Origin of the sequence: Alteromonas sp. V450 (genome assembly GCF_001885075.1) — a bacterium.
In the GTDB taxonomy this organism is placed as follows: Bacteria; Pseudomonadota; Gammaproteobacteria; order Enterobacterales; family Alteromonadaceae; genus Alteromonas.
In genome coordinates, this window is record NZ_MODU01000004.1 from 841,669 (window position 1) to 868,180 (window position 26,512).

The 26,512-nt window shown below is 45.0% G+C and carries 23 protein-coding genes; 15 read left to right on the top strand and 8 right to left on the bottom strand.

The features are described from left to right. Positions 1-245: 245 nt before the first annotated feature. Positions 246-824: a demethoxyubiquinone hydroxylase family protein gene (locus tag BK026_RS03670; protein WP_071814593.1), complete on the bottom strand. Its 579-nt coding sequence runs from the start codon at positions 822-824 to the stop codon at positions 246-248. A 171-nt stretch (positions 825-995) separates the two neighbouring features. Here BK026_RS03670 and BK026_RS03675 point away from each other — a divergent pair, with 171 nt between their 5' ends. The 3 genes from BK026_RS03675 to BK026_RS03685 all read left to right on the top strand — a co-directional run bounded on the left by BK026_RS03675 (position 996) and on the right by BK026_RS03685 (position 4,284). Continuing rightward, the gene (locus tag BK026_RS03675; protein ID WP_071814594.1) at positions 996-2,081 is read left to right on the top strand and encodes an SMP-30/gluconolactonase/LRE family protein; all 1,086 of its coding nucleotides are present in this window, start codon (positions 996-998) and stop codon (positions 2,079-2,081) included. Between the two features lie 143 nt (positions 2,082-2,224). Then, complete coding sequence (locus BK026_RS03680) at positions 2,225-3,895, top strand: S41 family peptidase (protein ID WP_071814595.1); 1,671 nt, start codon at positions 2,225-2,227, stop codon at positions 3,893-3,895. A gap of 65 nt (positions 3,896-3,960) precedes the next feature. Beyond that, positions 3,961-4,284 (top strand): hypothetical protein, encoded by a 324-nt coding sequence (locus BK026_RS03685; RefSeq protein ID WP_256253667.1) that lies wholly within the window; start codon positions 3,961-3,963, stop codon positions 4,282-4,284. A gap of 167 nt (positions 4,285-4,451) precedes the next feature. Here the strand turns inward: BK026_RS03685 and BK026_RS03690 are convergent, their stop codons facing one another. Beyond that, positions 4,452-6,764 carry a YgiQ family radical SAM protein gene (locus BK026_RS03690; protein ID WP_071814597.1) on the bottom strand — a complete coding sequence of 771 codons (2,313 nt, stop codon included), beginning with the start codon at positions 6,762-6,764 and terminating at the stop codon, positions 4,452-4,454. A 216-nt stretch (positions 6,765-6,980) separates the two neighbouring features. On the opposite strand from BK026_RS03690, the gene BK026_RS03695 reads away from it, so the two are divergent. Then, positions 6,981-7,445, top strand: a complete 465-nt coding sequence (locus BK026_RS03695) for an EVE domain-containing protein (protein ID WP_071817474.1) — start codon at positions 6,981-6,983, stop codon at positions 7,443-7,445. Positions 7,446-7,571: 126 nt separating this feature from the next. Here the strand turns inward: BK026_RS03695 and BK026_RS03700 are convergent, their stop codons facing one another. Next, positions 7,572-7,982, bottom strand: a complete 411-nt coding sequence (locus tag BK026_RS03700) for a hypothetical protein (RefSeq protein ID WP_071814598.1) — start codon at positions 7,980-7,982, stop codon at positions 7,572-7,574. 167 nt (positions 7,983-8,149) lie between these two features. On the opposite strand from BK026_RS03700, the gene BK026_RS03705 reads away from it, so the two are divergent. The 8 genes from BK026_RS03705 to BK026_RS03740 all read left to right on the top strand — a co-directional run bounded on the left by BK026_RS03705 (position 8,150) and on the right by BK026_RS03740 (position 18,851). Further along, positions 8,150-10,489, top strand: a complete 2,340-nt coding sequence (locus BK026_RS03705; RefSeq protein ID WP_071814599.1) for a TonB-dependent siderophore receptor — start codon at positions 8,150-8,152, stop codon at positions 10,487-10,489. A 15-nt stretch (positions 10,490-10,504) separates the two neighbouring features. Beyond that, positions 10,505-12,658: an FAD-dependent oxidoreductase gene (locus BK026_RS03710; RefSeq protein WP_071814600.1), complete on the top strand. Its 2,154-nt coding sequence runs from the start codon at positions 10,505-10,507 to the stop codon at positions 12,656-12,658. Positions 12,659-12,687: 29 nt separating this feature from the next. Then, entirely contained in the window at positions 12,688-13,551 is an 864-nt protein-coding gene (locus BK026_RS03715) for a DUF547 domain-containing protein (RefSeq protein ID WP_256253927.1), read from the top strand. Between the two features lie 91 nt (positions 13,552-13,642). Continuing rightward, positions 13,643-14,860 carry an ABC transporter substrate-binding protein gene (locus tag BK026_RS03720; protein WP_371264978.1) on the top strand — a complete coding sequence of 406 codons (1,218 nt, stop codon included), beginning with the start codon at positions 13,643-13,645 and terminating at the stop codon, positions 14,858-14,860. After that, positions 14,860-16,605 carry an ABC transporter permease gene (locus BK026_RS03725; protein ID WP_071814601.1) on the top strand — a complete coding sequence of 582 codons (1,746 nt, stop codon included), beginning with the start codon at positions 14,860-14,862 and terminating at the stop codon, positions 16,603-16,605. The genes BK026_RS03720 and BK026_RS03725 overlap by 1 nt, the downstream gene beginning before the upstream one ends. Beyond that, positions 16,595-17,233 carry an ATP-binding cassette domain-containing protein gene (locus BK026_RS03730; RefSeq protein ID WP_071814602.1) on the top strand — a complete coding sequence of 213 codons (639 nt, stop codon included), beginning with the start codon at positions 16,595-16,597 and terminating at the stop codon, positions 17,231-17,233. Before BK026_RS03725 ends, BK026_RS03730 begins: the two co-directional genes overlap by 11 nt. After that, a complete protein-coding gene (locus tag BK026_RS03735; RefSeq protein WP_071814603.1) occupies positions 17,227-17,856 on the top strand; it encodes a CDP-alcohol phosphatidyltransferase family protein in 630 nt (209 codons plus the stop codon). Before BK026_RS03730 ends, BK026_RS03735 begins: the two co-directional genes overlap by 7 nt. Before the next feature lie 125 nt (positions 17,857-17,981). Continuing rightward, complete coding sequence (locus tag BK026_RS03740; protein ID WP_071814604.1) at positions 17,982-18,851, top strand: sterol desaturase family protein; 870 nt, start codon at positions 17,982-17,984, stop codon at positions 18,849-18,851. Between the two features lie 46 nt (positions 18,852-18,897). Here the strand turns inward: BK026_RS03740 and BK026_RS03745 are convergent, their stop codons facing one another. Both BK026_RS03745 and BK026_RS03750 read right to left on the bottom strand, forming a co-directional pair. After that, positions 18,898-19,671: a DNA/RNA non-specific endonuclease gene (locus tag BK026_RS03745; RefSeq protein ID WP_071814605.1), complete on the bottom strand. Its 774-nt coding sequence runs from the start codon at positions 19,669-19,671 to the stop codon at positions 18,898-18,900. A 152-nt stretch (positions 19,672-19,823) separates the two neighbouring features. Next, positions 19,824-20,399 (bottom strand): exopolysaccharide biosynthesis protein, encoded by a 576-nt coding sequence (locus BK026_RS03750; RefSeq protein ID WP_071814606.1) that lies wholly within the window; start codon positions 20,397-20,399, stop codon positions 19,824-19,826. A 339-nt stretch (positions 20,400-20,738) separates the two neighbouring features. Here BK026_RS03750 and BK026_RS03755 point away from each other — a divergent pair, with 339 nt between their 5' ends. After that, positions 20,739-22,049: a diguanylate cyclase domain-containing protein gene (locus BK026_RS03755; RefSeq protein WP_177247873.1), complete on the top strand. Its 1,311-nt coding sequence runs from the start codon at positions 20,739-20,741 to the stop codon at positions 22,047-22,049. Between the two features lie 109 nt (positions 22,050-22,158). Here BK026_RS03755 and BK026_RS03760 read toward each other — a convergent pair whose 3' ends face one another. Beyond that, positions 22,159-23,220, bottom strand: a complete 1,062-nt coding sequence (locus BK026_RS03760) for an alcohol dehydrogenase family protein (protein ID WP_071814608.1) — start codon at positions 23,218-23,220, stop codon at positions 22,159-22,161. Between the two features lie 61 nt (positions 23,221-23,281). Next, positions 23,282-23,803: a TetR/AcrR family transcriptional regulator gene (locus BK026_RS03765; protein WP_256253669.1), complete on the bottom strand. Its 522-nt coding sequence runs from the start codon at positions 23,801-23,803 to the stop codon at positions 23,282-23,284. Positions 23,804-24,150: 347 nt separating this feature from the next. On the opposite strand from BK026_RS03765, the gene BK026_RS03770 reads away from it, so the two are divergent. Beyond that, positions 24,151-24,822, top strand: a complete 672-nt coding sequence (locus tag BK026_RS03770) for a hypothetical protein (protein WP_071814610.1) — start codon at positions 24,151-24,153, stop codon at positions 24,820-24,822. 82 nt (positions 24,823-24,904) lie between these two features. Next, complete coding sequence (locus BK026_RS03775; RefSeq protein ID WP_071814611.1) at positions 24,905-25,750, top strand: DUF3307 domain-containing protein; 846 nt, start codon at positions 24,905-24,907, stop codon at positions 25,748-25,750. A 43-nt stretch (positions 25,751-25,793) separates the two neighbouring features. Here BK026_RS03775 and BK026_RS03780 read toward each other — a convergent pair whose 3' ends face one another. Next, the gene (locus BK026_RS03780) at positions 25,794-26,333 is read right to left on the bottom strand and encodes an AraC family transcriptional regulator (protein ID WP_071814612.1); all 540 of its coding nucleotides are present in this window, start codon (positions 26,331-26,333) and stop codon (positions 25,794-25,796) included. Between the last annotated feature and the right edge of the window lie 179 nt (positions 26,334-26,512).

A 26,512-nucleotide genomic window follows, 5' to 3' on the forward strand; every position in this document is an offset into this window, starting at 1 on the left:
ACGTTTCTTTGTTTTCCATGTACCACCGTATTGATAGGTACAGTTAGAAGCTGCAATCGTTTGGCACGATTTACAGACTAAACGCCACTGGATCGTCTGTTGCGTCTTTACCCTAAAAAGCTGATGCGACGCGATACCACAGTCGTCGCACGGTTTAGGTGACCTGATCCTGCTTGATTTGCCCACCTTGTCATTCCCTTTTTTAACTAAACATGAGCGCACTTAATACGCGTACATTTTTCAATTTAAAGATGTTCTGCAAACCTTACCGCCAAGGACGAACCTATCGCCAACCCTCGACCCCAGCATTTCATTGCTAGATTGGGTGAGCATGTAACCTTAGCCCGTGCATCATCCCTGTGTTGTTGCTCATCTTTTTGGCACAGTCTAAACAAATCGATGACATTAGGTGGCACGTTATGAAGGGATGAAAGTCGTTGGCACTGATTTTCATAATGCTCGTCAACGAACTGCTCGACACAGTATACTGTGTAAAAAAAGCTGTTCTTCCCAAACATTCTTGGCAAAAAACCAGTTACAAAGCCCGCGGCTATCCAAAGAGGAAGCAGTATACTTCCTCTGAACTGAGGCATTTCATTTTCAAAAATAGCAAGGTGCTGTTTTTCGGTATGAAGATGCTCGCATATAAACGCATACGACTCGCTGTTTGATTTAGCAGGTCTAACCACGTTTAGAATAAACTCGGCAAACAACGCACCGCGATAAATGTACACAGCACCCGTTTCTCCGGCGTGGCTTGCCCGAATTTCTCTATCGACATCTTTTGATAAACATTCGCCTGCGCGATTAGAGTAATAAGACATACTACCTCCTGACGTTTATTGCTATAACGAGGTAGCGTTCAATAAGGATGAATGTTTACGAATTCGTAATTTAATCGCGAGTATTAATACAACATTGAGTAATGCTTAAAAGGTCACATTTTTTTCAAATCTTGCTACTGTAGTCTTTTCGTTCAATATCACGGAGCTAATGTGAAAATTGTATGGCTGGTTGTCTGCGGCGTTGTGACTTATCTTTCGTTTGCACCTGTGCCCATTACCCCAAGTTATTGGAGCGCGCCATCAAACAAAGGTTTAGTAGGTGACTTTGCTGAAAATAGCGCGCTGACAGCGCTTTCAACTATCAACATTGACGGGCAATTGGGACCCGAGGACTTTGCAATTGATGACAATGGCGTCATCGCCACTTCAAGTCATTCTGGTTATATACTGCGCAAAAAGCCGCAAGATAAGAATTTTAAGCGGTGGATAAATACGGGGGGCCGTCCTTTAGGTTTAGAGTACGACAAAAGTGGTAACTTACTCATTGCCGATGCGTTTCTGGGGTTATTGAAAGCAAATCCGAAAGGGGAAATTACCGTTTTAAGCAATAGTGTTGATGGAACGCCAATTGTATTCGCTGATGACGTTGATGTTGCCTCAAATGGAATAATTTACTTTACCGATGCTACTACGAAGTTTTCTGCAAAACAGTATGGTGGCACCCTTCAAGCAAGCATGCTAGAAATATTCGAACACCAAGGAAATGGAAGGCTCTTAGCATTTGATCCAAACACCAGTCATACTGAAATCCTTATAGATGGGTTGGTCTTTGCCAACGGTGTAGCTGTGTCCCACGATGAACGCTCAGTATTGGTAAACGAGACCGGTAATTATCGAATATTGCGCTATTATTTAAACGGAGATAAAAAGGGAAGCGTTGATGTATTTTTGGATAATTTACCCGGTTTTCCTGATAATATCAGCGCTACAGGCTCAAACGAATATTTCATTGGCCTAGCGTCCGAGCGATCAGCGCTCGTTGATGCACTTTCAGCTACACCAATGTTGAGAGCGATGATACAGCGGTTGCCCCAATTTTTTCGTCCCACTGCTAGCGCTTATGGCCACTTAATAAAAGTTAATGAAAGCGGCAAAATTACGCTTAATGCTCAAGATCCCCAAGGAAATTTTAGCTTTGTTACAGGTGCCATAGAAACCAATGATGGCATTTATGTTAGCAGTCTCACTGCCAATGCTGTGGGCTTTTTAAAAAAGAAAGAAGATGAAGCATTTTAATGGACATTGCGCTTCTAAAATGTAACTCACCTTAACATTTTGAAACATTTTAAAAATGTGTAATGTGGTTAGAGTAATATCAATGTGGCAATATCATCAAATAACAACCATATTAAGCGCTAGTAGTAAAAAAGGATACCCCAATGAAAAGCATGTATAAGTATTCATGTGTAGCCATGGCTGTCACACTGTCATTATTGACCGGCTGTGGAGGCGGTGGCGGCAGTTCTGTGACGCCTACACCTACTAATCCACCTGTTACGCCGACGCCTCCAAGCGGTGAAGGTTCATCGTGGGAACCAGGGGTATATGAACCTCAATCTGAATTTATCGCCAAGTGTGAGACACCACGCTCGGGTATCGATCCGTTCTCTGGTGAGGCTTATCCAGATACTCAAGGCACAGAAATGGACGAAAAACTGTGGCTACGCTCGTGGACCAACGATACATACCTTTGGTATGACGAAGTCGCAGACAACGATCCTGCGGACTTTTCGGTTCTAGCGTATTTCGATCAGCTAAAAACCAACGAGTTGACGCCTAGCGGAACGCCTAAAGATAATTTTCACTTTTCACAAAATACTGCGGATTACAATGAGCTTTCGCAATCAGGGGTTTCTTCGGGTTATGGGTTCGAGTGGGAGTTTATCTCGACTGCACCTCCAAGAGAGCTTCTTGTTAGATTCACTCAGCCTGATTCGCCAGCAGCGCTTGCAAACGTTACTCGTGGCGCAAAACTGCTGAGCGTAAATGGTGTTGATTTTGTGAACGACAACACCCAAGCGGGCGTCAATGCGATCAACGCGGGTTTGTTTCCAGACGAAGACGGCGAGACTAATGAGTTTAGCTTTGAACTTAACGACGGCACAACGTTGAATGCAAGCATTACATCGGGTGCAGTTAGCGTATCTCCTGTATTGAATGCAAGAGTATTGGATACAGCAAACGGTAAAACGGGTTATTTCCAATTCAACTCGTTCATTCGTACCGCTCAGGAAGGCTTGATCGACGCGTTTGACCTTTTTGTTGATGAAAATGTTACCGAGCTTGTGATCGACTTACGTTATAACGGTGGTGGTCTTCTAGCGATGGCTTCTCAGTTGTCGTATATGGTTGCGGGCCCCAATCAGACTAATGACGCAATTTTCGAAACCTCGCGTTTCAATGACAAAAACCCCAACACCAACCCAGTGACTGGCTCTTCGTTAAGACCAACACCTTTTTACCGTAATGTTATCGACTACAACGCGGGCGTGCTTACGAATGAATTGCTTCCTGAACTATCGTTGACACGTGTTTACGTTATCACCACAGATTCAACGTGTTCTGCAAGCGAAGCACTAATGAATGGATTGCGCGGTATAGATGTAGAAGTCGTGCAAATTGGTTCAACAACGTGCGGTAAGCCTTATGGCTTCTATCCTACTGATAACTGCGGTGAAACGTATTTTACTATTCAGTTCCAAGGCGTTAACAATAAGGGCTTCGGCGATTACGCGGATGGTTTTATGCCATCAGCTGCTCCTAATTTTGACTTCGAATTGCCAGGGTGTGAAGTGGCGGACGATTTCTCTGCAGCTTTAGGTGAACCTGAAGAAGGTATGCTATCTGCGGCGCTGCAGTATTCTGCAACAGGAAGCTGTCCTGAAGTAGCGGCAACAAGCGCTGAGGCGGCTGACGTAAATGCGCTGCGTTCTTCTCAAGACAGTTTAGTCGGTGGAAGCTTGCTTTCAATCGACAACCCTAACGAACGCAAAGATATGTTCATTTTGCACAATAAAATTAACCAGCCTGTGATTGAGGAACGCAAATAGTGCGCAACGTTGGCGTAGGTTTTTGTTTAATAACTTTGATCCTTGCGTTTTCGAGTGGTTGTGCTGTGAATAAATCAGCACAATTGCGCGAAGCGCTCGTTCAAGACTTATCTACTGAGCAAAAGAAGTTATTTGAAAACGCCATAAGCAACTGGTTTGGTGGTATTAAAATTACGCTGGCCGATAACGTGTTTATGACCTCTTCGACAGTGATGATCGAGCGAAAAGCGCATGTAGATAACCGCGGCTTGCTTATTGAAGGCAGGCACGACAACCCTGCTTTTGGCTTTACTCTATTAACTGATGATGAGCAATGCGTTTTACGCAATGACCAAAACGGTGAGCTTGCATCTATTAGCGGCGTCAAATGCACGGTAGCTGATATTTAAACTATCTGGCTTGCTTTTTTAAAAAATACCCAGTGATGGTCACTGGGTATTTTTATGTATACGTATACGAGAGTGCGTTGTTCTTATCTCCCTAATTTTTAGGGCGAACGAAATCTATACAAATCCTCACAATTCGTACTTCAATGTTTGACGACTTTGGTTGTAACTCATTTGCGTCGCCCCTTATTACCTGTTCCCCGATTAGCCACATTGTCTCTGTTCGCGCGTTTTTCTGATTGCGGGCCTTTACTGCTAGCGTTGTTGGTAGCTTTTGCGCCATTAGTGTTGCGTCGATGCTGACTTACATTGTTACCATCTCTACCTTTGCTGTTTTTACCCTGAAACGTAGGAGGAAGCCCGGTATGTTTAGTAAGTGCGCGTTCACCGCGTCGACCTTTTTGCGCTTTCTGGCGCTTTTCATTTGCCGTTTCCGGTGGAACAAGGTGCTGAGGACCGCGACCTATTAAGTCTTCACGTCCCATACGCTTGAGGGCCTCACGGATTTGTGCGAAGTTTTTAGGATCGTGATAACGCAGCATCGCCTTGTGTAATCGACGGTGGATTTCACCTTTCGCAGAAGGCACCTCTTCACTGTCTTTAGTGACTTTGCGAAGGGAATTGACCTCGGTGTGGTACATGGTGGTAGCCGTTGCCATTGGCGACGGATAAAAATTCTGTACCTGATCGAGCTTAAATTTGTTCTCTTTAAGCCAAATCGCAAGGCTTAGCATGTCTTCGTCGGAGGTACCCGGGTGCGATGCAATAAAGTAAGGAATTAGGTACTGCTTTTTACCCGCTTCTTGTGAGTATTTATCGAATAGTTCTTTAAAGCGGTAATAGCTTCCCATGCCCGGCTTCATCATTTTTGAAAGCGGGCCATCTTCGGTGTGCTCTGGCGCTATTTTCAAATAGCCGCCTACGTGATGAAGGGCTAACTCTTTTACGTATTCTGGATCTTCTACCGCTAGGTCGTACCGCACGCCTGAAGCAATTAAAATCTTTTTAATCCCAGGCAATTCGCGAGCACGGCGGTATAAGTCGATTGTTGGCTTATGGTCGGTATCCATGTGCGCACAAATGCTAGGGTACACGCAAGAAGGGCGACGACAGGTGGCTTCCGCTTTGGGGCTCTTACAACGCAGGCGATACATGTTCGCTGTTGGGCCGCCTAGGTCTGAAATTACGCCGGTAAAGCCCGGTACGGTATCGCGAATTTGCTCTATCTCGCGAATGATCGAGTCTTCGGAACGACTTTGAATAATTCGACCTTCGTGCTCGGTAATAGAGCAAAATGTGCAGCCACCATAGCACCCACGCATAATATTAATACTGAAGCGGATCATGTCGTAAGCAGGGATTTTTGCATCACCATACACAGGGTGAGGCACACGCTGATACGGTAAATCAAATACCGCGTCCATCTCTTCGGTTTCAAGCGGCATGGCCGGTGGGTTAATCCAAATGTGTCTGTCACCGTGGCGCTGCATGAGGGCTCGTGCACAACCTGGATTGGTTTCTTGGTGCAAAATACGCGACGTGTGCGCGTATAACACCTTATTATCTTTTACCGTTTCGTATGCAGGTAGCTTAACGTACACGTTTTCCCAAGGCTTACGCTTTTCTTTCTCTTTTTGCGCAGGCTGAATAACGATGGGTGCGGCTTCTGGCGCTTCACTGCTTTTGGTGTCTTTATCTTGCGAGTCACACTCAGGCTCCATTTGATAGGGGCTTGGAATGGCGTCTATTTTGCCTGGCCTGTCTAGTGAGGTGGAGTCAACACCTTGCCACTCTGGTAAAGCTTCTTTTACGATAATCGCAGTACCGCGAATGTCTCGCAAATCGGCAATATCTTCACCAGCCGCTAAGCGATGCGTTACTTCAACAAGGGGACGTTCGGCGTTACCGAAAAAAAGCATATCCGCTTTAGAGTCGAACAATACAGAGCGGCGTACTTTTTCGCTCCAATAGTCGTAGTGCGCAATACGACGCAAGCTAGCCTCTATGCCACCAACAATAACAGGTACGCCTTTGAACGCTTCACGGCAACGCTGTGAATATACGGTTACTGCGCGGTCAGGGCGCTTGCCGCCTACATTGCCTGGCGTGTAAGCGTCATCGTGGCGAAGCTTTTTGTCAGACGTGTAGCGGTTGATCATAGAGTCCATATTGCCGGCGGTTACGCCGAAATACAGGTTGGGTTTACCCAACTTCATGAAATCGTCTTTGCTGGTCCAGTCTGGCTGAGAAATAATGCCCACGCGAAAACCATGCGCTTCAAGCACGCGACCAATCACCGCCATGCCAAAACTAGGATGATCTACATACGCATCGCCCGTTACCAAAATAACGTCACAGCTGTCCCAGCCAAGGGCATCCATCTCTTCCTTTGACATGGGTAAAAACGGCGCAGTACCCAGGCAGTGTGGCCAATATTTAGGGTAAGAAAACAGACCGCGATCGGCCTTAATGGTGGCTTGCATAGTAATCACATCTAGATAAATCAGGGAATTGCTGAACTCAAAATAGGGGAGAGCTCAGATTAAGTGAATAATTATAGCAGTCTTAGCCAAGCTAAGGTATAGCACTGTCATTAAATAAAAGCGCTTTGTATACTGGAGGTAATAAAACGCGAACAGCGTGTGTTTGTTTATATGCGCTTTAATGAGCGTGCAAAGATTAAGAGAAAGAATAAAAACATGGCGTATTGGCTATTTAAAACAGAACCTGATGCATTTTCTATCGATGACTTAGCAAACCGTCCTGAGCAAACTGAACCGTGGGATGGTGTAAGAAATTACCAGGCGCGTAACTTTCTACGAGATGGCGTTAAACTGGGCGATAAAGTCTTTATCTATCATTCAAGCTGTAAGCAGGTGGGCATTGCGGGCGTTGCCGAAGTGGTAAAAGACGGCTATCCAGACATCACCCAGTTTAACCCTGAATCAAAGTACTTCGACCCTAAATCCAGTCAAGACAACCCTCGTTGGTATCGGGTTGACGTGAAATTTGTAGAGAAATTTTCAAGCGTTCTGCCGCTTTCAGTGATTAAAACGATGGACGGTATTACCGAACTGCCATTGGTCAAAAAAGGTGGAAGGTTGTCAATTATGCCTGTAGAAGAGGCTGAATGGCAGCAACTGTACGCTGCTGCCAAACAGTAAGTTACATGCTGATAAAGCCTAGTCGTCTTGTTAACTCGGTAAAAAACATCCGAGTTTACTGCGCGCTAAGTGTGCAACAGGTCAATTAGCTAGCTGTATCTAGCGGTGTTATTTAATGAACAGCCGCTACTTGCCAAAGGCAAATTTTGTATCGGCATCGCGCAATAAGAAAAGTGCAAAACACGCGCCCCACATAGGCCATGCAGCAAAAAACAGCAGGTGATTAAAGGCATCTAGATACTGCGGGAATGAAGACAGGGTAGACCCACCGTGAAGGATAAAAATAAGACCGTAGGTGTATTTCTTCGCAATTCCCGCTAAGAACGCTAAAACCAGCCCAAGCTGCAGTGCGCCCATAATGTAAACGGCCATTTCAGGCACGCCGCCGATACCATAGAACTTTTCAAAAATGGCCATGCCGTGTGCGGGGTTAACAAACTTATCGAGTGTCCATACGAACATAACGATAAAGATTGTTACGCGAAGAGAAAGTAGAGACCATTGCAGTCGGTTTTGAATATCGGTGTTGTTTTGCATAAATGCTCCAAAAGTATAATAGTGCAAGCATACTAGAACGATCGTTCAAAATAAAAATTTCAATTAATTTTGTGTTTTTAAAGATTTTTTTGAAAATTAAATGTACTGAAATTTTTTGTGGCACGTATCGGTCTTGTCGAATAAGAAATAAAAATACGGATTTGTTAATGAAAAAAGTAATCGGCCTCGCCGTTAGCACACTCTCACTTGCCATCAGTCAATCGCTCTATGCTCAGCAGGTAACAGATATTGAAGTCGTTGAAGTAACAGGAAACCAGCAAAGCGTAGATACGTTAAATCCTGGCGATAACACACTTAAAGGAATATTCGGTAGCGGTTTAAGTGCAGCTGAGACACCACGAGCGGTTACATCGCTGTCGGCACAAGCGATAGAGGCACTTAACATTAACGATTTACACGACATCGTAAAAGCGGCGCCTAACGCCTATGCCTCTAGCGGTTTTGGTACACCAAGCTTGCCTAGTATACGTGGCCAACTTGGTGAGCTTTTTCAAGATGGTATAAGACGTCAAGCGGGCAACAATGGCTTTGGTTTGCCTTTGTCATTTAATAGCGTTGAACAAATTGACGTGGTGAAAGGGCCATCCCCTGTGCTGTTTGGTAGTACACAGCGCAACGGTGGCTTTGTAAACCTTCAAACTAAGGTCGCGCCGACCACAGATAGTAAGGGGAAAGTCACCCTGCGCGCGGGGCGCTGGGATCAGTATTCTGCGCAAGTCGATTATGGTAAAGCTATAGAAGAGGGTAAAAGTGGTATCCGCTTTAGTGCAGAGTACTTAGACCATGGCAGTTTTTATGACTTTGCCGAGCGCGATAGCATTAACTTGTTTGTAGCGTATCGCTATGCGCCGAGCGAAGCACTGACGTGGGATATTAGTGCGGAGTATTATGATACAGACTATCCAGACAACGCAGGTATAAACCGCCCAACGCAAGACCTTATTGACAACGGTATTTATATTACTGGGCAAGGCACTCAGCCCAATGGCAGCAGAGTTCCTGGGGCCGGTGCCATCATTTCTCCTACTGGTGAAGTGGTTATTCCTCGCAACCGCGTATTCACTAATCCTGACGACATTAACGGCGCAGAAACCACGGTTATTCGAAGCAACATTGAATATAAGGTTGCTGACAACATTGCGCTTCGCAACATTTCTTACTACCAATACCTTGAACGGGAAGAAATTGCGCAAAATAGTTTTGTTGAGATCATTGATGGCGCTGACACGTTTGAAAACCGCACCGAGCTAGATTATCAGTGGAACGACAGCCAAACTACGACCGTAGGCGCAGCACTTCGTTATAACGACGTGCTGGGCTATAGTCAGTTTACCACTGAAGCCGATAATCCGATTGATTTGACCGGGCCTATCTCAAACCGCGTTATTCCCCTTACCGACGCCCAAAAAGCCCGATTAGTTGAGCTGCGTCCTGGCGTATATGTTTCACCAGGAGCACAATACGACCTAAATAGTGATGGTAATGGCGATTTTAATTTGTCAGACACCACCGACTCTACCGCATGGCAAACAGGCCTTGCGCTTCAGCAACGCTCTACGTGGACCGACAAATTTTCAACTATTGCTGGCGTTCGAGTTGATTACTATGACGTAGATGCCCGCGACCCTCTAGCACCTGTTGGAGTTGAGGCAGCGTCAGATTCGTACAGCGATACGTTAACCAGCTACCAGTTAAGTGCAGTGTACAAATTAACCGGTGAGGTGAACGTATACGCGGCGTTTTCAGAGAACGACGCGACATCGAACAGCATGGCGGGAGGCACGGTGTTAGGCGCTAATAATGAAATTAACCCGCTTAACTTCGCTACTGAAAATACGCTGTACGAAGTGGGTGTAAAATATGCGCCAAACAGCACCTGGTACGCAGAGGCCGCTGTGTTTGACCAAACCCGAAGCCTACGTAACCGTGACGGCAGTAACAGTGGTGTGAAAACACAAGGTTTCGAACTACAAATGTTCTATCAAACAGACGATGTTTGGATCAATGCCGCCTATAGCTACTTGGACGCGCGTTTTGATGATTCAGCGGCGTTTCAAGGTACGGCGCAGGTTATTGATGCGTTTGATAATAGCCGCCCTGATATTATTGAAGGTACAGGAGTAGGATCACCTTCATTTGCCGCGTTCCCTGCATCGAACAGTCGGGTTCAGGGTATTCCACCACAAATTGCTTCTATTAACGCGGGCTGGCAAATTACGGATGACTTACAAGTGGGTGCAAGTGCACTATATACCAAGTCATTCCCACTAGACTTCCTACAAACTGTGCACATTCGTGACCAATATACGGTTGACGTAAATGCAGATTATCAAGTGTCAGATGATCTTCGCTTACGTTTAGATATCATAAATGTGACCGATGAAGAAAATTGGCAGCCCCTGTTTGAAGGTGGATATTTCGGTGCGACGCTTGTTATGCCAAATGTACCACGTCATGCTCAAGTAACCATGCAATATGCGTTTTAAGCGCTAAGGATATTTATGTTTAAGAAAATTGCGCTTTTAGGGGTTATTGTTGCCGCCATATTCAGCTTTTTTTATTTTGATTTAAATAGCTATCTAACCCTTCAAGGTATGAAGGATTCACTTGACACGTTTCAAGCGCAGATTGCACAAAACCCGGTATTAAGTGTTGGTGTGTTCTTTGCCATTTATGTTGCCGTAACTGCACTTTCTCTGCCGGGAGCGGCTATTTTGACCTTGGCGGCAGGGGCTTTGTTCGGCTTAGTTCAGGGCTTAATTATAGTATCGTTTGCCTCGAGCGTGGGGGCGACGCTGGCGTTCTTAGTTTCTCGCTTTATTTTGCGCGACACCGTGCGACATAAGTTTAAAGAAAAGCTTAAAAAAATTGATGAGGGCGTGGAAAAGCAAGGTGCGTTTTACTTGTTTACTCTGCGTCTAGTGCCAGTATTTCCGTTTTTCCTAATCAACCTGTTAATGGGGCTGACATCACTGAAGACTTGGACATTTTACTGGGTAAGCCAGATAGGCATGCTTGCCGGCACTGCCGTATATGTAAATGCGGGTACGCAACTGGCGCAAATAGACAGTTTGTCTGGCATTGTCTCGCCTGGGCTTATCTTTTCATTTGTACTTTTAGGCATATTCCCTTGGATAGCAAAAGCGATTGTGGCGATAGTAAATCGCCGTCGCGTGTACAAGGGCTACAGCAAGCCAAAGAAGTTTGATCGCAACTTAGTGGTTATTGGGGCGGGTGCAGGTGGTTTGGTTACCAGCTATATTGCTGCTGCGGTGAAAGCAAAAGTCACGCTAGTAGAAGCCGGCGAAATGGGTGGCGACTGTCTTAACTACGGCTGCGTACCGAGCAAAGCAATCATAAAAACGGCAAAAGTGGCCAATCAAATGCGTCATGCTGATAACTATGGTTTAGAACCGGTAACACCTGCGATGTCGTTTAAAAGGGTGATGGCACGTGTGCACGAAGTGATTGCGGCAATCGCGCCTAATGACAGTGTAGAGCGTTACACAAGCTTGGGCGTTGATGTTGTAAAAGGCTATGCGAAAATCATCGACCCTTGGACGGTGGAAATCAAAAAGAACGATGGCGGCACCCAAACACTAACCACAAAAAATATTGTGGTTGCTACAGGTGCAGCACCATTTATTCCAGAATTACCAGGCATTGAGCAAAGCGGTTATGTCACCTCTGACACCTTGTGGTCTAAATTTGCTGACCTTGAAGACACGCCAAAGCGCTTAATCGTATTAGGTGGTGGGCCTATTGGCTGTGAGCTAGCACAGGCCTTTTCACGCCTTGGTAGCGAAGTTACGCAAGTTGAACGTGCGCCACGTTTAATGGGTAAGGAAGATGCGGATGTGGCGGCATATGCTGAGTCTGTGCTTAGAGAGAGTGGCGTAAACGTATTAACGTCTCATGACGCGCTTCGCTTTGAACAACAAGACGGTGAAAAAGTACTTGTTGTAGCGAAAGAGGGTGTTGAATCTACCATTGCCTACGACGAAGTCATTGTGGCTGTGGGACGAAAAGCTCGCCTTAATGGGTTTGGCCTTGAAGATTTGGGAATTCAGTTCGATAGAACCATAGAAACTGACGAATACTTGCAAACCCTGATGCCAAATATTTTTGCTGCTGGTGATGTAGTAGGTCCTTATCAGTTTACTCACGTTGCCTCACATCAGGCGTGGTACGCTGCGGTAAATGCTCTGTTCGGAACGTTTAAGAAATTTAAAGTAGAATATCGCGTTATTCCTTGGACAACGTTTATCGATCCGGAAGTAGCGAGGGTAGGGCTGAGTGAGCGAGACGCTGCCGAGCAAGACATTGACGTTGAAGTAACGCGATATGAGTTTGCAGAATTAGATCGTGCTGTTGCGGAAAGTGCCAGAAAAGGGTTTATTAAAGTACTTACGCCGCCAGGTAAAGACAAAATATTGGGCGTTACTATCGTCTCGGAACACGCAGGAGACTTACTGGCTGAGTTTGTTATTGCGATGAAACACGACCTAGGGTTAAACAAAATACTAGGTACTATTCACGCCTACCCAACCTGGGCTGAAGGCGCAAAATACGCAGCGGGTAATTGGAAACGGGCAAACGTGCCTGAAAAATTACTCAGCTACGTAGAGAAGTTCCATACATGGCGCAGAGGGTAATAGAGGTGAAAGCTACTTTAACGACTTTCATACTTAAAATTGCCCGTTTATCACGTGGCAGTGCGGTGGCACGTGGCATTGCAGTAGGCAGCTTGGTGCTGTTTGCTGCAACCGCAAGTGTTTATGCTAGCGCTGAAGTAGGCCTACATAGTACGTTCGATAACTTATTAAGTAAGTATGTAACGCCTATTTCTAACGGCGCAAGCACTCAAGTAAATTACGATGGTTTTAAAAAAGAGCGGACTAGGCTTAACGAGTATTTAGCGCAATTGGCTAAGGTTAAGCAAAGTACATTCGACTCATGGGGTAAAGATAAACAGCTCGCTTTTCTGATTAATGCTTACAACGCCTACACTATCGAGCTTATTTTAACTGAGTATCCAGCTATTGACTCTATCCGAGATTTAGGAAGTTTCTTTTCTTCGCCTTGGAAAAAAGAGATAGCCCCGCTGCTTGGTGAAACTCGCACGTTAGATGAAATTGAACACGAACTTATTCGCGGTACAAACCAAACCACAAAAACCTATAACGAGCCTCGCATTCATTTCGCGGTGAATTGTGCCAGCGTAGGTTGCCCCGCGCTTCGTGAAGAAGCTTACACAGGGGATAAGCTAGACGAACAGCTGGAGGCTCAAACTAAGCGATTTTTGGCTGACGCCTCTCGTAATAAAATGAGCGATAACACACTTCACTTATCAAAAATATTTGATTGGTACAGAGAAGACTTTGATCGTGAAAGTGGTTCGTGGCGAGGCACGTCAACGCTCAACGCGTTTATTTTGTTATACAAAGACGCAATGCAGTTAACCGAAGCGCAAGTTACCTCATTAGAAAAGAATACCGCTGATATTGAATACCTTGATTATGACTGGGCGCTAAATGCTGCACAGTAGCACTTACAGTACTATCCTGAATGCACCCCAAATGGATTCAGAATGTCACGCTGAGGGACAGTTAAGTACAAATAGCCCCTTTTTTACCACCATGCAGGTATTCTTTTTTAGCTGCATAGTCGTTTTGTCAGTATTTGTTGTAGCCAAGCCTGCGGTGGGCAAAACTAACGATGAAGCAGCCGGCGAAAAAACACCTCTTGTTCGATTTCATGCCTGGGGTGGTAGCGCGCAGGTCAACGGCTATCTTCAGTGGGTAGCCGAGCAAGTTAAGATTCGCTTTAACATAGAACTTCAACACGTGAAGCTTGCCGACACTAGCGATGCGGTTTCTCGAGTGCTTGCTGAAAAGGCGGCAGGTAATCACAAGAACGGCAGTGTTGACCTTATTTGGATAAACGGTGAAAACTTCGCGGCAATGAAAAAGCACGACCTGCTTAGTGCTTCGTGGGTAGATGAACTTGACAACTTTAGCCTAACTAATCCTGATGAAAACCCCGCGGTAACCAAAGACTTTGGTGAGCCTACACTAGGTATGGAGGCGCCTTGGGGGAAAGCGTCTATGGTTTTTTACTACCGTAGCGCACACTTTTATACGCTAGGGCTAATGGCGCCGAAAACCATTGAAGAGCTTCTACGGTTTAGTCAAAAATCCCCAGGTAGATTTACCTACCCAGTACCTAACGATTATTTAGGTATTAGTTTTATTAAGTATGCAGCGCTTGCACTTAATAAAGATAATCGAGGCCTTTTCTATCAGCCAGCGAATGATAAATCGCTCAATGCGGTTTTACCGAGTTTGTGGGCGTATCTTGATGCGCTGCATCCTACTATGTGGCAGCAGGGGAAACACATGTTACGGCAAGCCTCCCAACTGCAACGTTTGGTGGGAACGGGCGAGCTTTCAATGGCCTTCTCTTTTACCGCTTCAGAAATTCCGTCGGCGGTAACTCGCTTTGATTTACCCGAGGACGTACGTACATACTCAATGCAAGACGGCAGCTTGGCAAACGTCCACTTTGTAGGGCTTACTTATAATTCAAAGAACAAAGCGGCGGCCAAAACGGTGGTTAACTTCCTACTTTCACCGCAGGCACAAGCTAAAAAACAGGCGGTAGAGGTGTGGGGAGACGATACAGTGCTTGATCTTGAAAGCCTCTCAGCATCAGACCAAGCGCTTTTCGTAGAAGACAATATTCACCCGTCGGCGCTGGATAAGTCTCAACCCACCATATTGCTGGCTGAACCTCATTCAAGTTGGACTGATGCATTGCGAGAAGCTTGGTACGAACGCTACGGAGCACGCTATTAATGTTTGCTCAGTTTACTCGCGTTGCACGCTGGTGCTTAGTACTTTTACTGTGCGTTCCTGTTTTAGCTGGATTGGTTGGTGTGGCATTTCCTGCGTTAGGCTATTTTCCTGCCATTGGTGCCAACACCCTTTCACTCGACGTATTTAAAACGCTCTTTTCTCTTAAAGATATTTGGCAGATGGTGTGGCTTTCACTTTTTACTGGGGTGGGGTCCACATTGCTGGCGATAGCTGGCGCGTTTTTATTATTAGCGTCATTTTATCAATCGAATTGGCTTAACAAAATCCAAGGCTTATTGAGCCCGTTTCTTGTTTTTCCACACGCCGGCGCAGCCATTGCCTTGCTATTTGTATTCAGCCCGTCAGGCGTATTTGCTCGGATAGCTGCAGTTGGAACGAACGCTGCCATTCCTGGTGCTGGCGACGCTTTTTTCCCAAATGATCCTTGGGGGCTAAGTGTACTGCTGGCGTTAAGCTTAAAAGAACTGCCGTTTATTATTTTAATGGCGCTTAGCGTAATGTCCCAGCCGTTAGTCAAAAGTAAGCTTTCTGGTTATATCAAAGTTGGCACGGCGCTAGGCTATTCGCCTGTAGCAACCTTTTTTAAGCTTGTGATGCCCGTTGTCTTTGCACAAATCAAATTACCTATTTTAGCGGTGTTGGTTTTCGCCACCTCTAATGTGGAAATTCCACTTATATTAGGGGGGAATAATCCCAGCACGTTGGCCGTAGCGATTATGCATTGGTTTAATCATATCGATTTATCTATGCGCTTATTAGCGAGCAGTGCCGCTGTACTCCAGGTTGCAGTTAGTGGGGGGGCTTTACTTCTGTTGTTAGGCGCCGAGCGCGTAGTTATATATGTGGGAAGGAAAAGGCTTGCGAAAGGAAATAGGCGCTTTTTTGATAGTTTTGTGCATGGCGCAGCCCATGGTACTGTTGCGCTATACATTGCTTTGATAGGCGCTGTAATTTACTCGGTGCTCATGTACTCAATTGCCAAGCAGTGGGCGTATCCTGATCTTTTCCCAGAAGGTACAACGTTATTGCATTGGCGAACAGCGGTTGAAACTCTCGCGACACCACTTTCCAATAGTTTATTGCTGGGCATACTGGTAAGTACATCGGCAATAGCTCTGGTGTTATTTACTCTTGAGAGCGAACACCTTAAACCCGTAGGTAAAAATGCTGAAAGGGCGTTTTCTGTCTCGTTGTTTTTGCCGCTATTGGTCCCTGGTGTGGCTTTTTTATATGGCCTGGTTTGGTTCCAGCAACTCGTGCTGCAAGACGCTGTTTGGTTTCACACCTACATTGCTCATATGGTTTATGTGGTGCCCTACGTGTTTTTGTCTATGGCGGTAGCCTATCGCAAATTCGACATACGATACGCCATGGTTGCACAAAGTTTAGGAAAAACGCCCTGGCAAGTGTTCTACCATGTTAAGTTGCCATCTCTGTTTTCGGCCATTATGGTGGCTTGGGCGCTGGGGCTTGCCATTAGCTTCAGCCAGTACTTACCTACGTTACTGGCCTCGGGGGGCACTATTGCCACTATCACTACAGAAGCCGTTGCCTCAGTGTCGGGAAGCAGTACGCGCTTAACAGCGGTATTTGTTATTATCCAAGCGATTATGCCGTTGGTTGGCTTTTTGATGGCGTGGTATCTACCTGCCGCATTGGTAAAACCGAGTGACAAGGTGCGTAGTTTAAAGAAAAAGAGTAGAGCAGTATTACATGGCGCTTAGTTTAGAAAGTCTGGTGATTTCTCGTGCACAAAGCACGCTGTTAAAGGTGGACGCATGTGTAAAAAACGGTGAAATTTTAACGGTAATGGGGCCAAGTGGCGCCGGTAAGTCTACCTTGCTTCAGGCAATAAGCGGCCAACTTCATGGGCCGTTCAGTTTGAGCGGTGTAATTAAAGTTAACGGGGTTGTAGTAAACGATAAAGCAGCTCATTTGCGTAAAGTAGGCATTATGTTTCAAGACGCCTTGCTCTTTGAGCACATGACGGTAGCTGAAAACATTGCCTTCGCCATGCCTTCAGACAGTCACGCTAACCGAAAAGCTAAAATGGTGGCTATCGATGAAATGCTTAGCGCTGTCGACTTGAAGGGCATAGGGGAACGGGCAGTCACGTCATTGTCAGGCGGGCAGCAATCCCGTGTTTCTCTGCTAAGAACGCTTGCCTCTGAGCCTGACGTAGTATTATTAGACGAGCCATTTAGCAAGCTAGATTCTGCCCTTCGTGAGCAAATTCGAAGCTGGACATTCGCGCAGCTTAAAGCGCGAAACATTCCGGCAGTTCTTGTAACACACGACAACGAGGACGCCCTTGCAGCCGGCGGTCAAATCATAGAGCTATCATCATGCTAGACGCGAAAATTACCCCCTTTATTAAACCGCTATTAAAGCCTTTGATCACAACACTGGATGCAATAGGCATCAGCCCGAATCAAGTTACGGTGGCAGGCTTTATTATAGGTATTTTCGCTGTCCCCTTTATTATTCTTAACTGGTGGAATATGGCGCTAGGCTGCATCATATTAAATCGCATATTTGACGGCATAGACGGTGAACTGGCGCGCTATCAACAAAGTAGCAGCAGTGCGGGTGGTTTTTTGGATATTTGCTTAGACTTTCTTTTCTATGCATCTATCCCTCTAGCATTTGGTATTGCCAACCCTGAAGAGTGGGGTATACCAGCAATGGTACTGTTAGCTACCTTTATTGGCACCGGCAGCAGCTTTCTGGCGTTTGCTATTGCCGCAGAGAAGTTTCAAATAGACAGGCCTCAGTTCGCTAACAAAAGTTTTTACTATATGCAGGGGTTAACGGAAGGTACTGAAACCATTTTAGTGTTTTTGGCGTTCTGCATATGGCCGCAGTATTTTGCAATGTTAGCGTACGTGTTTGCAGCAGCCTGTGCGGTAACCGTGGTAACGCGCATAGCTGGGGGCTTTTCTACGCTTGATAAGGTAGAGCGCGACGCAGCATAGTTTACAGGCATTGCGCGTGTTACCGCGTATAATTGATAGAGACCGATTTTATAATACTTACAGTGGCTAGACTATTAACAGAAATAAGCAGAAAAAGGTGTGATACGTGATAAGGGTAATTTGCGGTGGATAATACCTCGTTCATTCGTTTAAGCGTGTTTCTTGGCATCTTTGTACTGATGGCCGTGCTTGAAGCATTGTTGCCAGCGCGTAAAGCCGTGCTTGATAGAAAAACACGTTGGGTAGGTAACTTGTCCATGGTGGTGATGGGGGCGTTAGTTTCGCGTATTTTGCTTCCGGCCACCTTGGTTGGCGTGTCTTCGTGGGCCCAGCAAAAAGGCATAGGTGTATTCAACGTTTTATTGGATGCCGTGCCGGCTGATGATTCAAGCTCTAGTCAACTTCTAAACAGTGGTGAGCCTCTCAATGCTTCTTCAACGTATCTTGTCCACATCGTCATAGTAACGGTAAGCGTTTTATTACTCGATATGCTTATATATTGGCAGCATCGGCTTTTTCACACGGTGCCTATGTTGTGGCGCTTTCATAAAATGCATCACGCCGACAGCCATGTCGATACCACTACTGGTCTTCGCTTTCATCCAGTTGAAATTGCTATGAGTTTGGGTATTAAAGTCGCGGCGATAGTGATACTGGGCGTGCCTGCTGTTGCTATTGTTATCTTTGAAGTGGCACTCAATGGCTTTGCCATTTTTAATCATGCCAATATTAGGCTGCCGCAAAAATGGGATGACAGAATTGGTCTTGTGTTAATTACCCAACGCTTACATCGCATTCACCATAGCCAGGCTAAAAGTGAATCGAATTCAAACTATGGGTTTAGCGTATCGTGGTGGGATAGGCTGTTTAATAGTTTTACGCCTCGCGCCGCGTTTAGCGATGAAACCTTACCCATTGGCCAAAAAGACGTGCCGGCCAAAAGAGAAAACGCGTCTATAAAAGCGCTGTTGCTACAACCATTTAGATCACAATAGCGCTTACGTCTTTTGGAAGGGGTGGCGGGGAGACAGCTGCTATTCGCTAACTGCATCCAAGCTGCGGTGCCAGACCACCTATCGTACTCTCAACGATAACCTCATTTTCGTCAGAAAGCACGGGCATGATATTCAGGCCTGTTCTTGCTTCAACCTCGTCAATAGTGACCTGTGTTGTGCAATAGTCATCACTGCGCGCAGCACTTTGCTGCATGATAAAAGCAGAGGCTTCTATTAGACCGTTTATTTCAGTAACAATAACTTTAAAGTAGCCGCTGGGAACGTTGTGCATTTCATCGGCGTCAGGAAGTGACGCGAAGAACCATTCATATAAGGGGCCTGATACTACATACACATCCCGGCCGGTTCTTACAAAACTGCGTACGGCGTTTTCTAATTTTACCCATGGGCCTTGGTTTAAATCAGAGTCTTGCGGCGTAATGTTTGAGAGGTAATTAAGCTCTCGCCAATCGGGTGAATTGCTGAATGAAGCAAGGGGGACTTGGTGACCTCTGTCGGTACCTATACCTCGCCACGCACCTTTATAATCATTGGGCTCGAGAGTACTTTCTTCACTGAGTTCAGGGTCGGCTTTCCAATTACGACTTCTAGACGGGCCATCGATAGTGTCAGGCGTAACGTGATACGCCACCCAATTAGCAAATTTCGTTTGTGGGTTATTATTTAGCGTATATAAAGAGCGGGTAATAGTTTGACCATTTAAACCGATAGGGCAACTGAAAACGCAGTTTTCTGCAACAGCACTAAAGGCAGAAAAAACGAAGGATACAGCAAGAGAAACAGCAACAAGTCTCTTCATGAATTTTTACTCTATTCGAACAAGATTATTTTCCTGTACTTAAGTACAGTTTTATAATTTCACGAATAGTACGCAAAAACTACGATAAAACAAGTGGTTGTAGCCTAAAGTAGGGGCTTGTTACCTCGGTTTCTCATGGCGGTTAATAATAGCTACATCATGGCAAGCGCCTTAAACACTAAATATCCAGTGCCCAACTGAAGCAGCATACCAATAATAAGAAAGACGCCGTCACGATTCGTTATACCAAGCGCGGTAATACATAACGCAAAAGCGGGTACTGCAACCGCAAAAGGCAACACTTCTAACGGGATCATACAAAGTGCAGCTATGGCACAATATGCAGCAATAAAATTTTTAGATGGGGAATGGGAAAGAAACGTTACCCTGGGCTTTAGCAGCTTTTCAGTTTTTTGTGCATAAGGTTTAGCTTTTTCAACGGCACTTTCTAGTTTCTGTGTGGACACTTCTTTATTTTTAATAAACGCGGGTAGCCACGGACTGGTTTTTCCTATTGCGACTTGTGTACATATAAAAAATAAGGTGATGCCACACAAAGTAGGCACGCCTGGGATGGCGCCTGTAGGAAGTAGTGCAATAAGAGCGGGGATCAGCAACAATGGACCAAAGCCCCTGTCTTCGAAGCGTTCTATGACCTCACCTAGTGACGTAGTGTCATCACTCTTGCTGTACATGTTATCCATTAATTCAACAATTGAATTTCCCATATTCGTCTACTCATTCCAATTTAACGGTAGCTATAACTATCATTACGCTTTTCCCTTAAATAAGTTTAATGAAATGCCGGTGCACGTCGTGGGATAAATAGAATTTTCACTAGTGAGAGATTAACTGCTACATTTACTGAATAGCAGTTCGTGAGATTTAAATTGAATACGACAGATATACTTTCCATTCTGAGACAAATGCCTTCGAGCATCTTATTCAAATGCCCAGAGTCCGCCAGCATTCATGTAAGTAAGGGCTTTGAACGGGATTTCGGGATACGACAATCTGATTCTGTTGATACACATTCTTTTATTTTTTTTGACCTCGAAACAAAGGAAATGATTTCCCCAAGTAATTCGCCATTTATGCGTGCAGAAAAGGGGCAGGCAGTAGCGCAGCACTACAGACTTCAAACAGGTTCTAGAACCATGAACTGCTTTGTTGAAAGTGGTGTGGTAACCACTCCTGTGGGGGAATGGGTTGTGTTACAGATTAAAACGAATTTTACGGCATTATTTAGCGAGAACAGTAAAAGTTCAGCGGTAAGCAAGCATATAGCGTTTAATCAGCTTCTCACTAATTTTTCATCAAAACTAATTACAGCCAGTGTTCATGAACTCGATGGCATTATCGACCGAGCTTTGGCTGCCTTAGGTAAGTTCTGTGATGTAGATAGATGCTACCTTTTTGAGTTTAGCGATAATGGTGAATATATGTCTAATACCCACGAATGGGTTGCGGCAGGTGTAACGCCTTTTATTGATGAACTTCAGAACATGCCAGTCAGTTCGCTACCCTTTTTCATTTCCCATATTTCTAATGGAATGTTTAAAGTTGATGATGTGACGACGCTTCCTGAAGAGGCTGCCGCGGAAAAACTTGTTTTCGAAGAAGAGAGAATTTTCTCTATTTTGTGTGTCCGTATTATGGTGGACGATACCATTTATGGTTTCATTGGTTGTGACATTATAGGCAGTCCATACTCATGGAACGCGTTTGATATTGAATATTTGCGTCGAATAGGCGAGATGCTTGGTAATACATTACAAAGTCTACACAACCGAAAAGCACTTCAAAAAGCGCAAACCGATCTGCTTGAAGCTAATAAGCAACTAGAACGTTTAGCGAATATTGATGGCTTAACAGGGATTGCGAACAGAAGGTTGTTTGACAATACGTTGCGGCGAGATGTGGAGCGATGTGAAGAACAAGGCTTGGCGCTAAGCTTACTGCTTATTGACGTGGATTTGTTCAAGCAGTTTAACGATGCTTATGGTCACGTGGCTGGCGATGCGGCATTACAAAAAATTGCCGATACATTAACTAATAGCTGCTTAGGTAGTGACGATCTAGTTGCCCGCTATGGCGGTGAAGAATTTGCCGTTATTTTACCTAATACTCGACTTGATGAACTCCACGCTATCGCTGCACGAATTATTCGTAACGTTAAGTTTCTAGATATCCCACATCGGGCGTCGGACTATGACGGTAAACTTACGGTAAGTATCGGTATGGCGTGTATGGAGCTGAATCCATCACGCCATGATGCTGCTCCGCAAAGCAAAGAGATCGCTTTGTCGCTGGTTCAACAGGCAGACAAAGCCCTTTATCAAGCCAAAGCGTCTGGAAGAAACTGCGCTAAGCTTTAGTCCGTATGAACGTTAAACTCTTACATTTTACCTCACACTTTTGTTTAGCGCAGTCCGGCTCCAAGACACTTACCATGTAAATAACGTTAGCGAAGTTGAACCTATCGTACTAGGGTTTGTTTTCTCCAACAGTCAGTACCATCTTGCCAATATGCTTTTTCTTCTCAAAGTCTTGTTGTGCCTGACAAATTTCAGCGAGAGGGTAGGTAGCAGATACAAGCGGTTTAATGCTTCCTTTTTCAATGTGCTTTACTAAGTTTTCAAACACCTCGCTTTCCAAAATAGTGCACCCTAACAGGGTTAAGTCTTTCAAATAGAGAGTACGTACATCTAGCGTTACTTTGGGCCCAGCGATTGCGCCAGAGGTAGCGTAGCGTCCAAACGGTTTAAGGACATCGAGGAGTTCAGGCCAGCGCGGGCCTGCTACAAGATCAATTATCACATCGAATGCTTCGGGTTCTGCTAGGCTTGCCCAGTCACCATCGCGCAGCACGGTTTCATCCGCGCCCAGCGCTTGAAGGGTTTCACGTTTTTCTTCACTCGTTACCGCTATTACGTGCGCGCCTCTCGCTTTCGCTAGCTGAACTGCCGCTGAGCCTACGCCACCCGATGCACCCGTAATGAATACCCGTTCACCTTCTTTTACATTCGCACGGTGTAGCAAGTTTTCGGCAGTTGAATAAGAGCAGGGAAATGACGCGAGTTCCTCATCTGTCATGGTTGAGTTTACGGCATGGGCATGGCGCGATGCGACCTTTGTGAATTGCGCAAAGCCTCCATCGCACTCGGAGCCAAAGTACCAAGGTGAATCGAGCTTTTGGCTGTTAACTTCAGTCAGGCATGGCTCTATGATCACGCGCTCGCCAATACGTTTTTGGCTAACGTTTTTACCTACAGCCACAATGTAACCACATACGTCAGCCCCTTGGACAAGAGGCAGGCCTAATGCGTTGCCACCCCATCCGGCATCTTCAGCATCGTTATTGCCCTTTGAATACCATCCTTTTCGCGTATTCAGATCGGTATTGTTAACACCCGCTGCTTTCACTTCGATAAGCACATCATTATCTGTAAGTGTAGGTAAAGGAATAGACTCGTTAAAGCTAAGTGCATCAAGGTCACCGTGTTTTGTTAACTGTACGCCATACATCACACTGGGGAGCGTTTTCATAAAGACCTCCTAAGCCGTAAATTAAAATAAGTAAAAAACGAAAAAAAATGTGGCAAAAAAGTTAGTCGAGCAACGTGTCTACAGCGGCTGTTGCCGCAGATAACGCATCTTCACCTAATACCGGCCATGCTGATGACATTCCTTCATGAAGTAAAAATGCAGTTTGAGCTAGGGCTTCGTCTTTGAGTTTCTGGTTTAGCCACAACAATACATCGTGTTTATGCTCATTAACCGCCGTTTCAATTTCTTGATTGCCAGGATAGCTCGCGAGTGCTTGCAGTGACATGCAGCCCCGCGGCGCATAGGTGTTGAGCCATAGTGATAAACGTTCAAATATGTGCTTGAGTGCCTCGTTACGTGAAGGCGGACAGCCAGTTTCTAGAAATGAAATGTAGCGACTATGCCTATAATTTAGTGCGCCAATAATCATATCTTCTTTTGATGGGAAATATTTATAGAGGGTTTTGAGTGTAGTCCCAATATAGTCTTTTAGCTTAGCGACATTAGGTTGTGCAAAACCATAAAGGGCAAATGCTTGCTCTAGTTTTGATGCCAATTCAGTTTGTTTTGGTGTCATCATCATGTAGCTCTCTTGAATTAATCTGTAGCGCTGCTTTATTGGCTACGTTGCCAAGGTTTGCAATATCTACCTTTTCCTAGCGCTCTTTTTGCATTACGCGAATTGAAAAGTAGAATGATTGTTCTACTTTATGGTAGAGCATATATTCTACTTGTCAAATATAGTGCTAGCACAAAGACGATATTTTGCATCTATGCGTCTTTTATTAATCACATCTCATTTTGTGATTAATTTTAATCACATTTTTAGTTGTGATTGTTTTTGAATAAAGTGATTAAGCATGTCATAGTGGTACAACACGTAAAAATTCTTAAGTTGAATACACAAGCTAAGGGCAGTGCAGGGCAACTATGAAAAAAAACAACGCGGTGAAAGACGACTCAACGTGCTTTGCTGCTGTGCTGACAGGCGATATCACACGTTCTCAAACTTATTCTGACGATGAGCTCAGAAGTATTCTTGCCGCACTAAAACAGCACTTAACGACATATGCCAAGCGATATGGTGGGCACTTTGATATTTATCGAGGTGACGCATTTCAGTTAGCCGTCGAACAACCGCAGTACAGCATGCACATTGCCCTTGGCCTTCGTTTAGCCCTTAAGGCACACACCGCAAATGTTGATGTAAGAATTAGCGTGGCGGTAGGTGAAGCACACTTTCGCCCAAAAGAGGTGAAAACTGGTACTGGAGAGGCTTTTGTTTTATCCGGCCGAGGCCTTGATGCTATCAAACCCTATCATCTTGCTTTTTTCAGCAGTGACAATAAGCTTGAAAGCAACCTACAGTTGCTTACACGTTTTGCTGACGCTCACATAAGTGCTTTAACGCAAACTCAGTCAGAAACCTTGCTTGCCTATCTAGAGGCCTCTGATAAGAATCATGAAAACATAGCAGCGATACTTAATAAAAATAGAAGTAACGTAAGTCGAATTCTTAACGCAAGTAACTATAAGCTAATAGCTGAATACCTCGCTTATATGACACAAGCGATCATGACTCGACAAGAAGGCACCGAGTAATTGGAATTACAACAAGACAATAGGGAAGCTAACGTGCAGTCAATAACAATAGTAAACCTTGCCGTAATCGCGAGAGCGCTTCATGATTGCTGAAGCATCAAATGTCGCTATAGCTTTACCTGAACTTGTGCATTTTGAGTTATTAATAGGCTTACTGCTTGTGCATTTGCTTGCCGACTTTTATCTTCAACCATACTCATGGGTAAAGCAGAGAAATGAGCGGCATGCACTGGCGCTACCTTTGTATTTTCATGCATTAATACACGGAGTGCTAGGCACGATCGCACTGGTGCTTTTATCCGCTAGCATTGATATGGTGGCCGTAGGTATTAGTGCAGTGATATTAGTGGTTTCCCACTTTATCATTGACGTGATCAAATCATATTGCGCCCAAAACATAACGGCCTTCGTTGTCGACCAAATAGCGCACATTGCCGTGGTGTTAGGTATATTTTTGTATGTTACGGACCAGTGGCGCGAAGCAGCAGGGCTACTACAGCACGTTGGTGTGCCGCATCTGGTGGTGGTTTTGGCTTATTTAGCAGTACTCAAGCCTAGCTCCATAGTTATTAAGCAACTGCTATCACCTTGGAGTGGTGAAGTATTAGCAAACAAACCAACCTCTTCACATCCCAACGATCCGCCCACAATAAGTACAGAAGCACAACAAACCTTGTCACTGGCAGGTCAACGAATTGGCTATTTAGAGCGCGTGCTCATGCTTACCTTTGTATTGCTAAATCAATTTTCTGCCATAGGCTTTCTAATTGCGGCTAAATCTATATTTCGCTTCGGCGACCTCACTAAAAACCAAGACAGAAAGCTAACTGAATATGTACTTTTAGGCACCTTCACCAGTGTGGCGATGACGTTTGCCATTGGCTTGGCATGCGCAGCGGCATTAGGGCAGTTACCCATAAAGTCTTAGCAAGGGCTTTTGAGAGTAGGTAGTGTCCAAAGGTAGCTTTACTCTACGTGCTGTATTGTTTAATGAATTGGCTTGGCGTAATGCCTTCGTGATTTTTGAAAACACGACTGAAGTGAGATTGATCATTGAATCCCAATGATAACGCGATGTCGCTCATGGACTGAGTATTCGCAAGTAAGTATTTTTTACTTTGCTCAACACGGTATTGGGTAATAAATTGGTAAGGTGTTTCCCCAACACTCTTTTTAAACTCTCTTAAAAAGTGGAACTTGCTGCAAAAAACAAGCTCGGCCAGCGCATCTACGCTAATGGTGCTGCCAATATTTTCTTTAATGTATTGCTCAATCTTATCTATCTGTGACTTGCCTATTTTGACACTCCTTGCTGAGGAATCTTGAAGGTCGCGGTAATTTGAATAATTTTGGATATAATGAGCAGAAAGTGCAGACAATAAGTTACTTAAATAGGATTTCCCATTACGACCCTTTGCTTGTGTCTCTAATAACAGAAGCTCAATTAGCCCCTTTATGGTCTCGTCTTCCACGTTATAGTTGTTCAGAAACTGCAGTTGTGTCAGCTCCACGCGTTTGTGTACCAAACACGCGTAAATACTGAGCTATAAAGCAAGAAGCCCCTTTTACTAGGGGCTTCAAGAGAATTGGTGGAGCTGGCGGGAGTTTCCGGATTATGACTCCCATAGCCTTGTTTTCATTGTTTTTCGTGGTATTTTCGTCTCACTGGTTCCCCGAAAAGGTTCCCCGA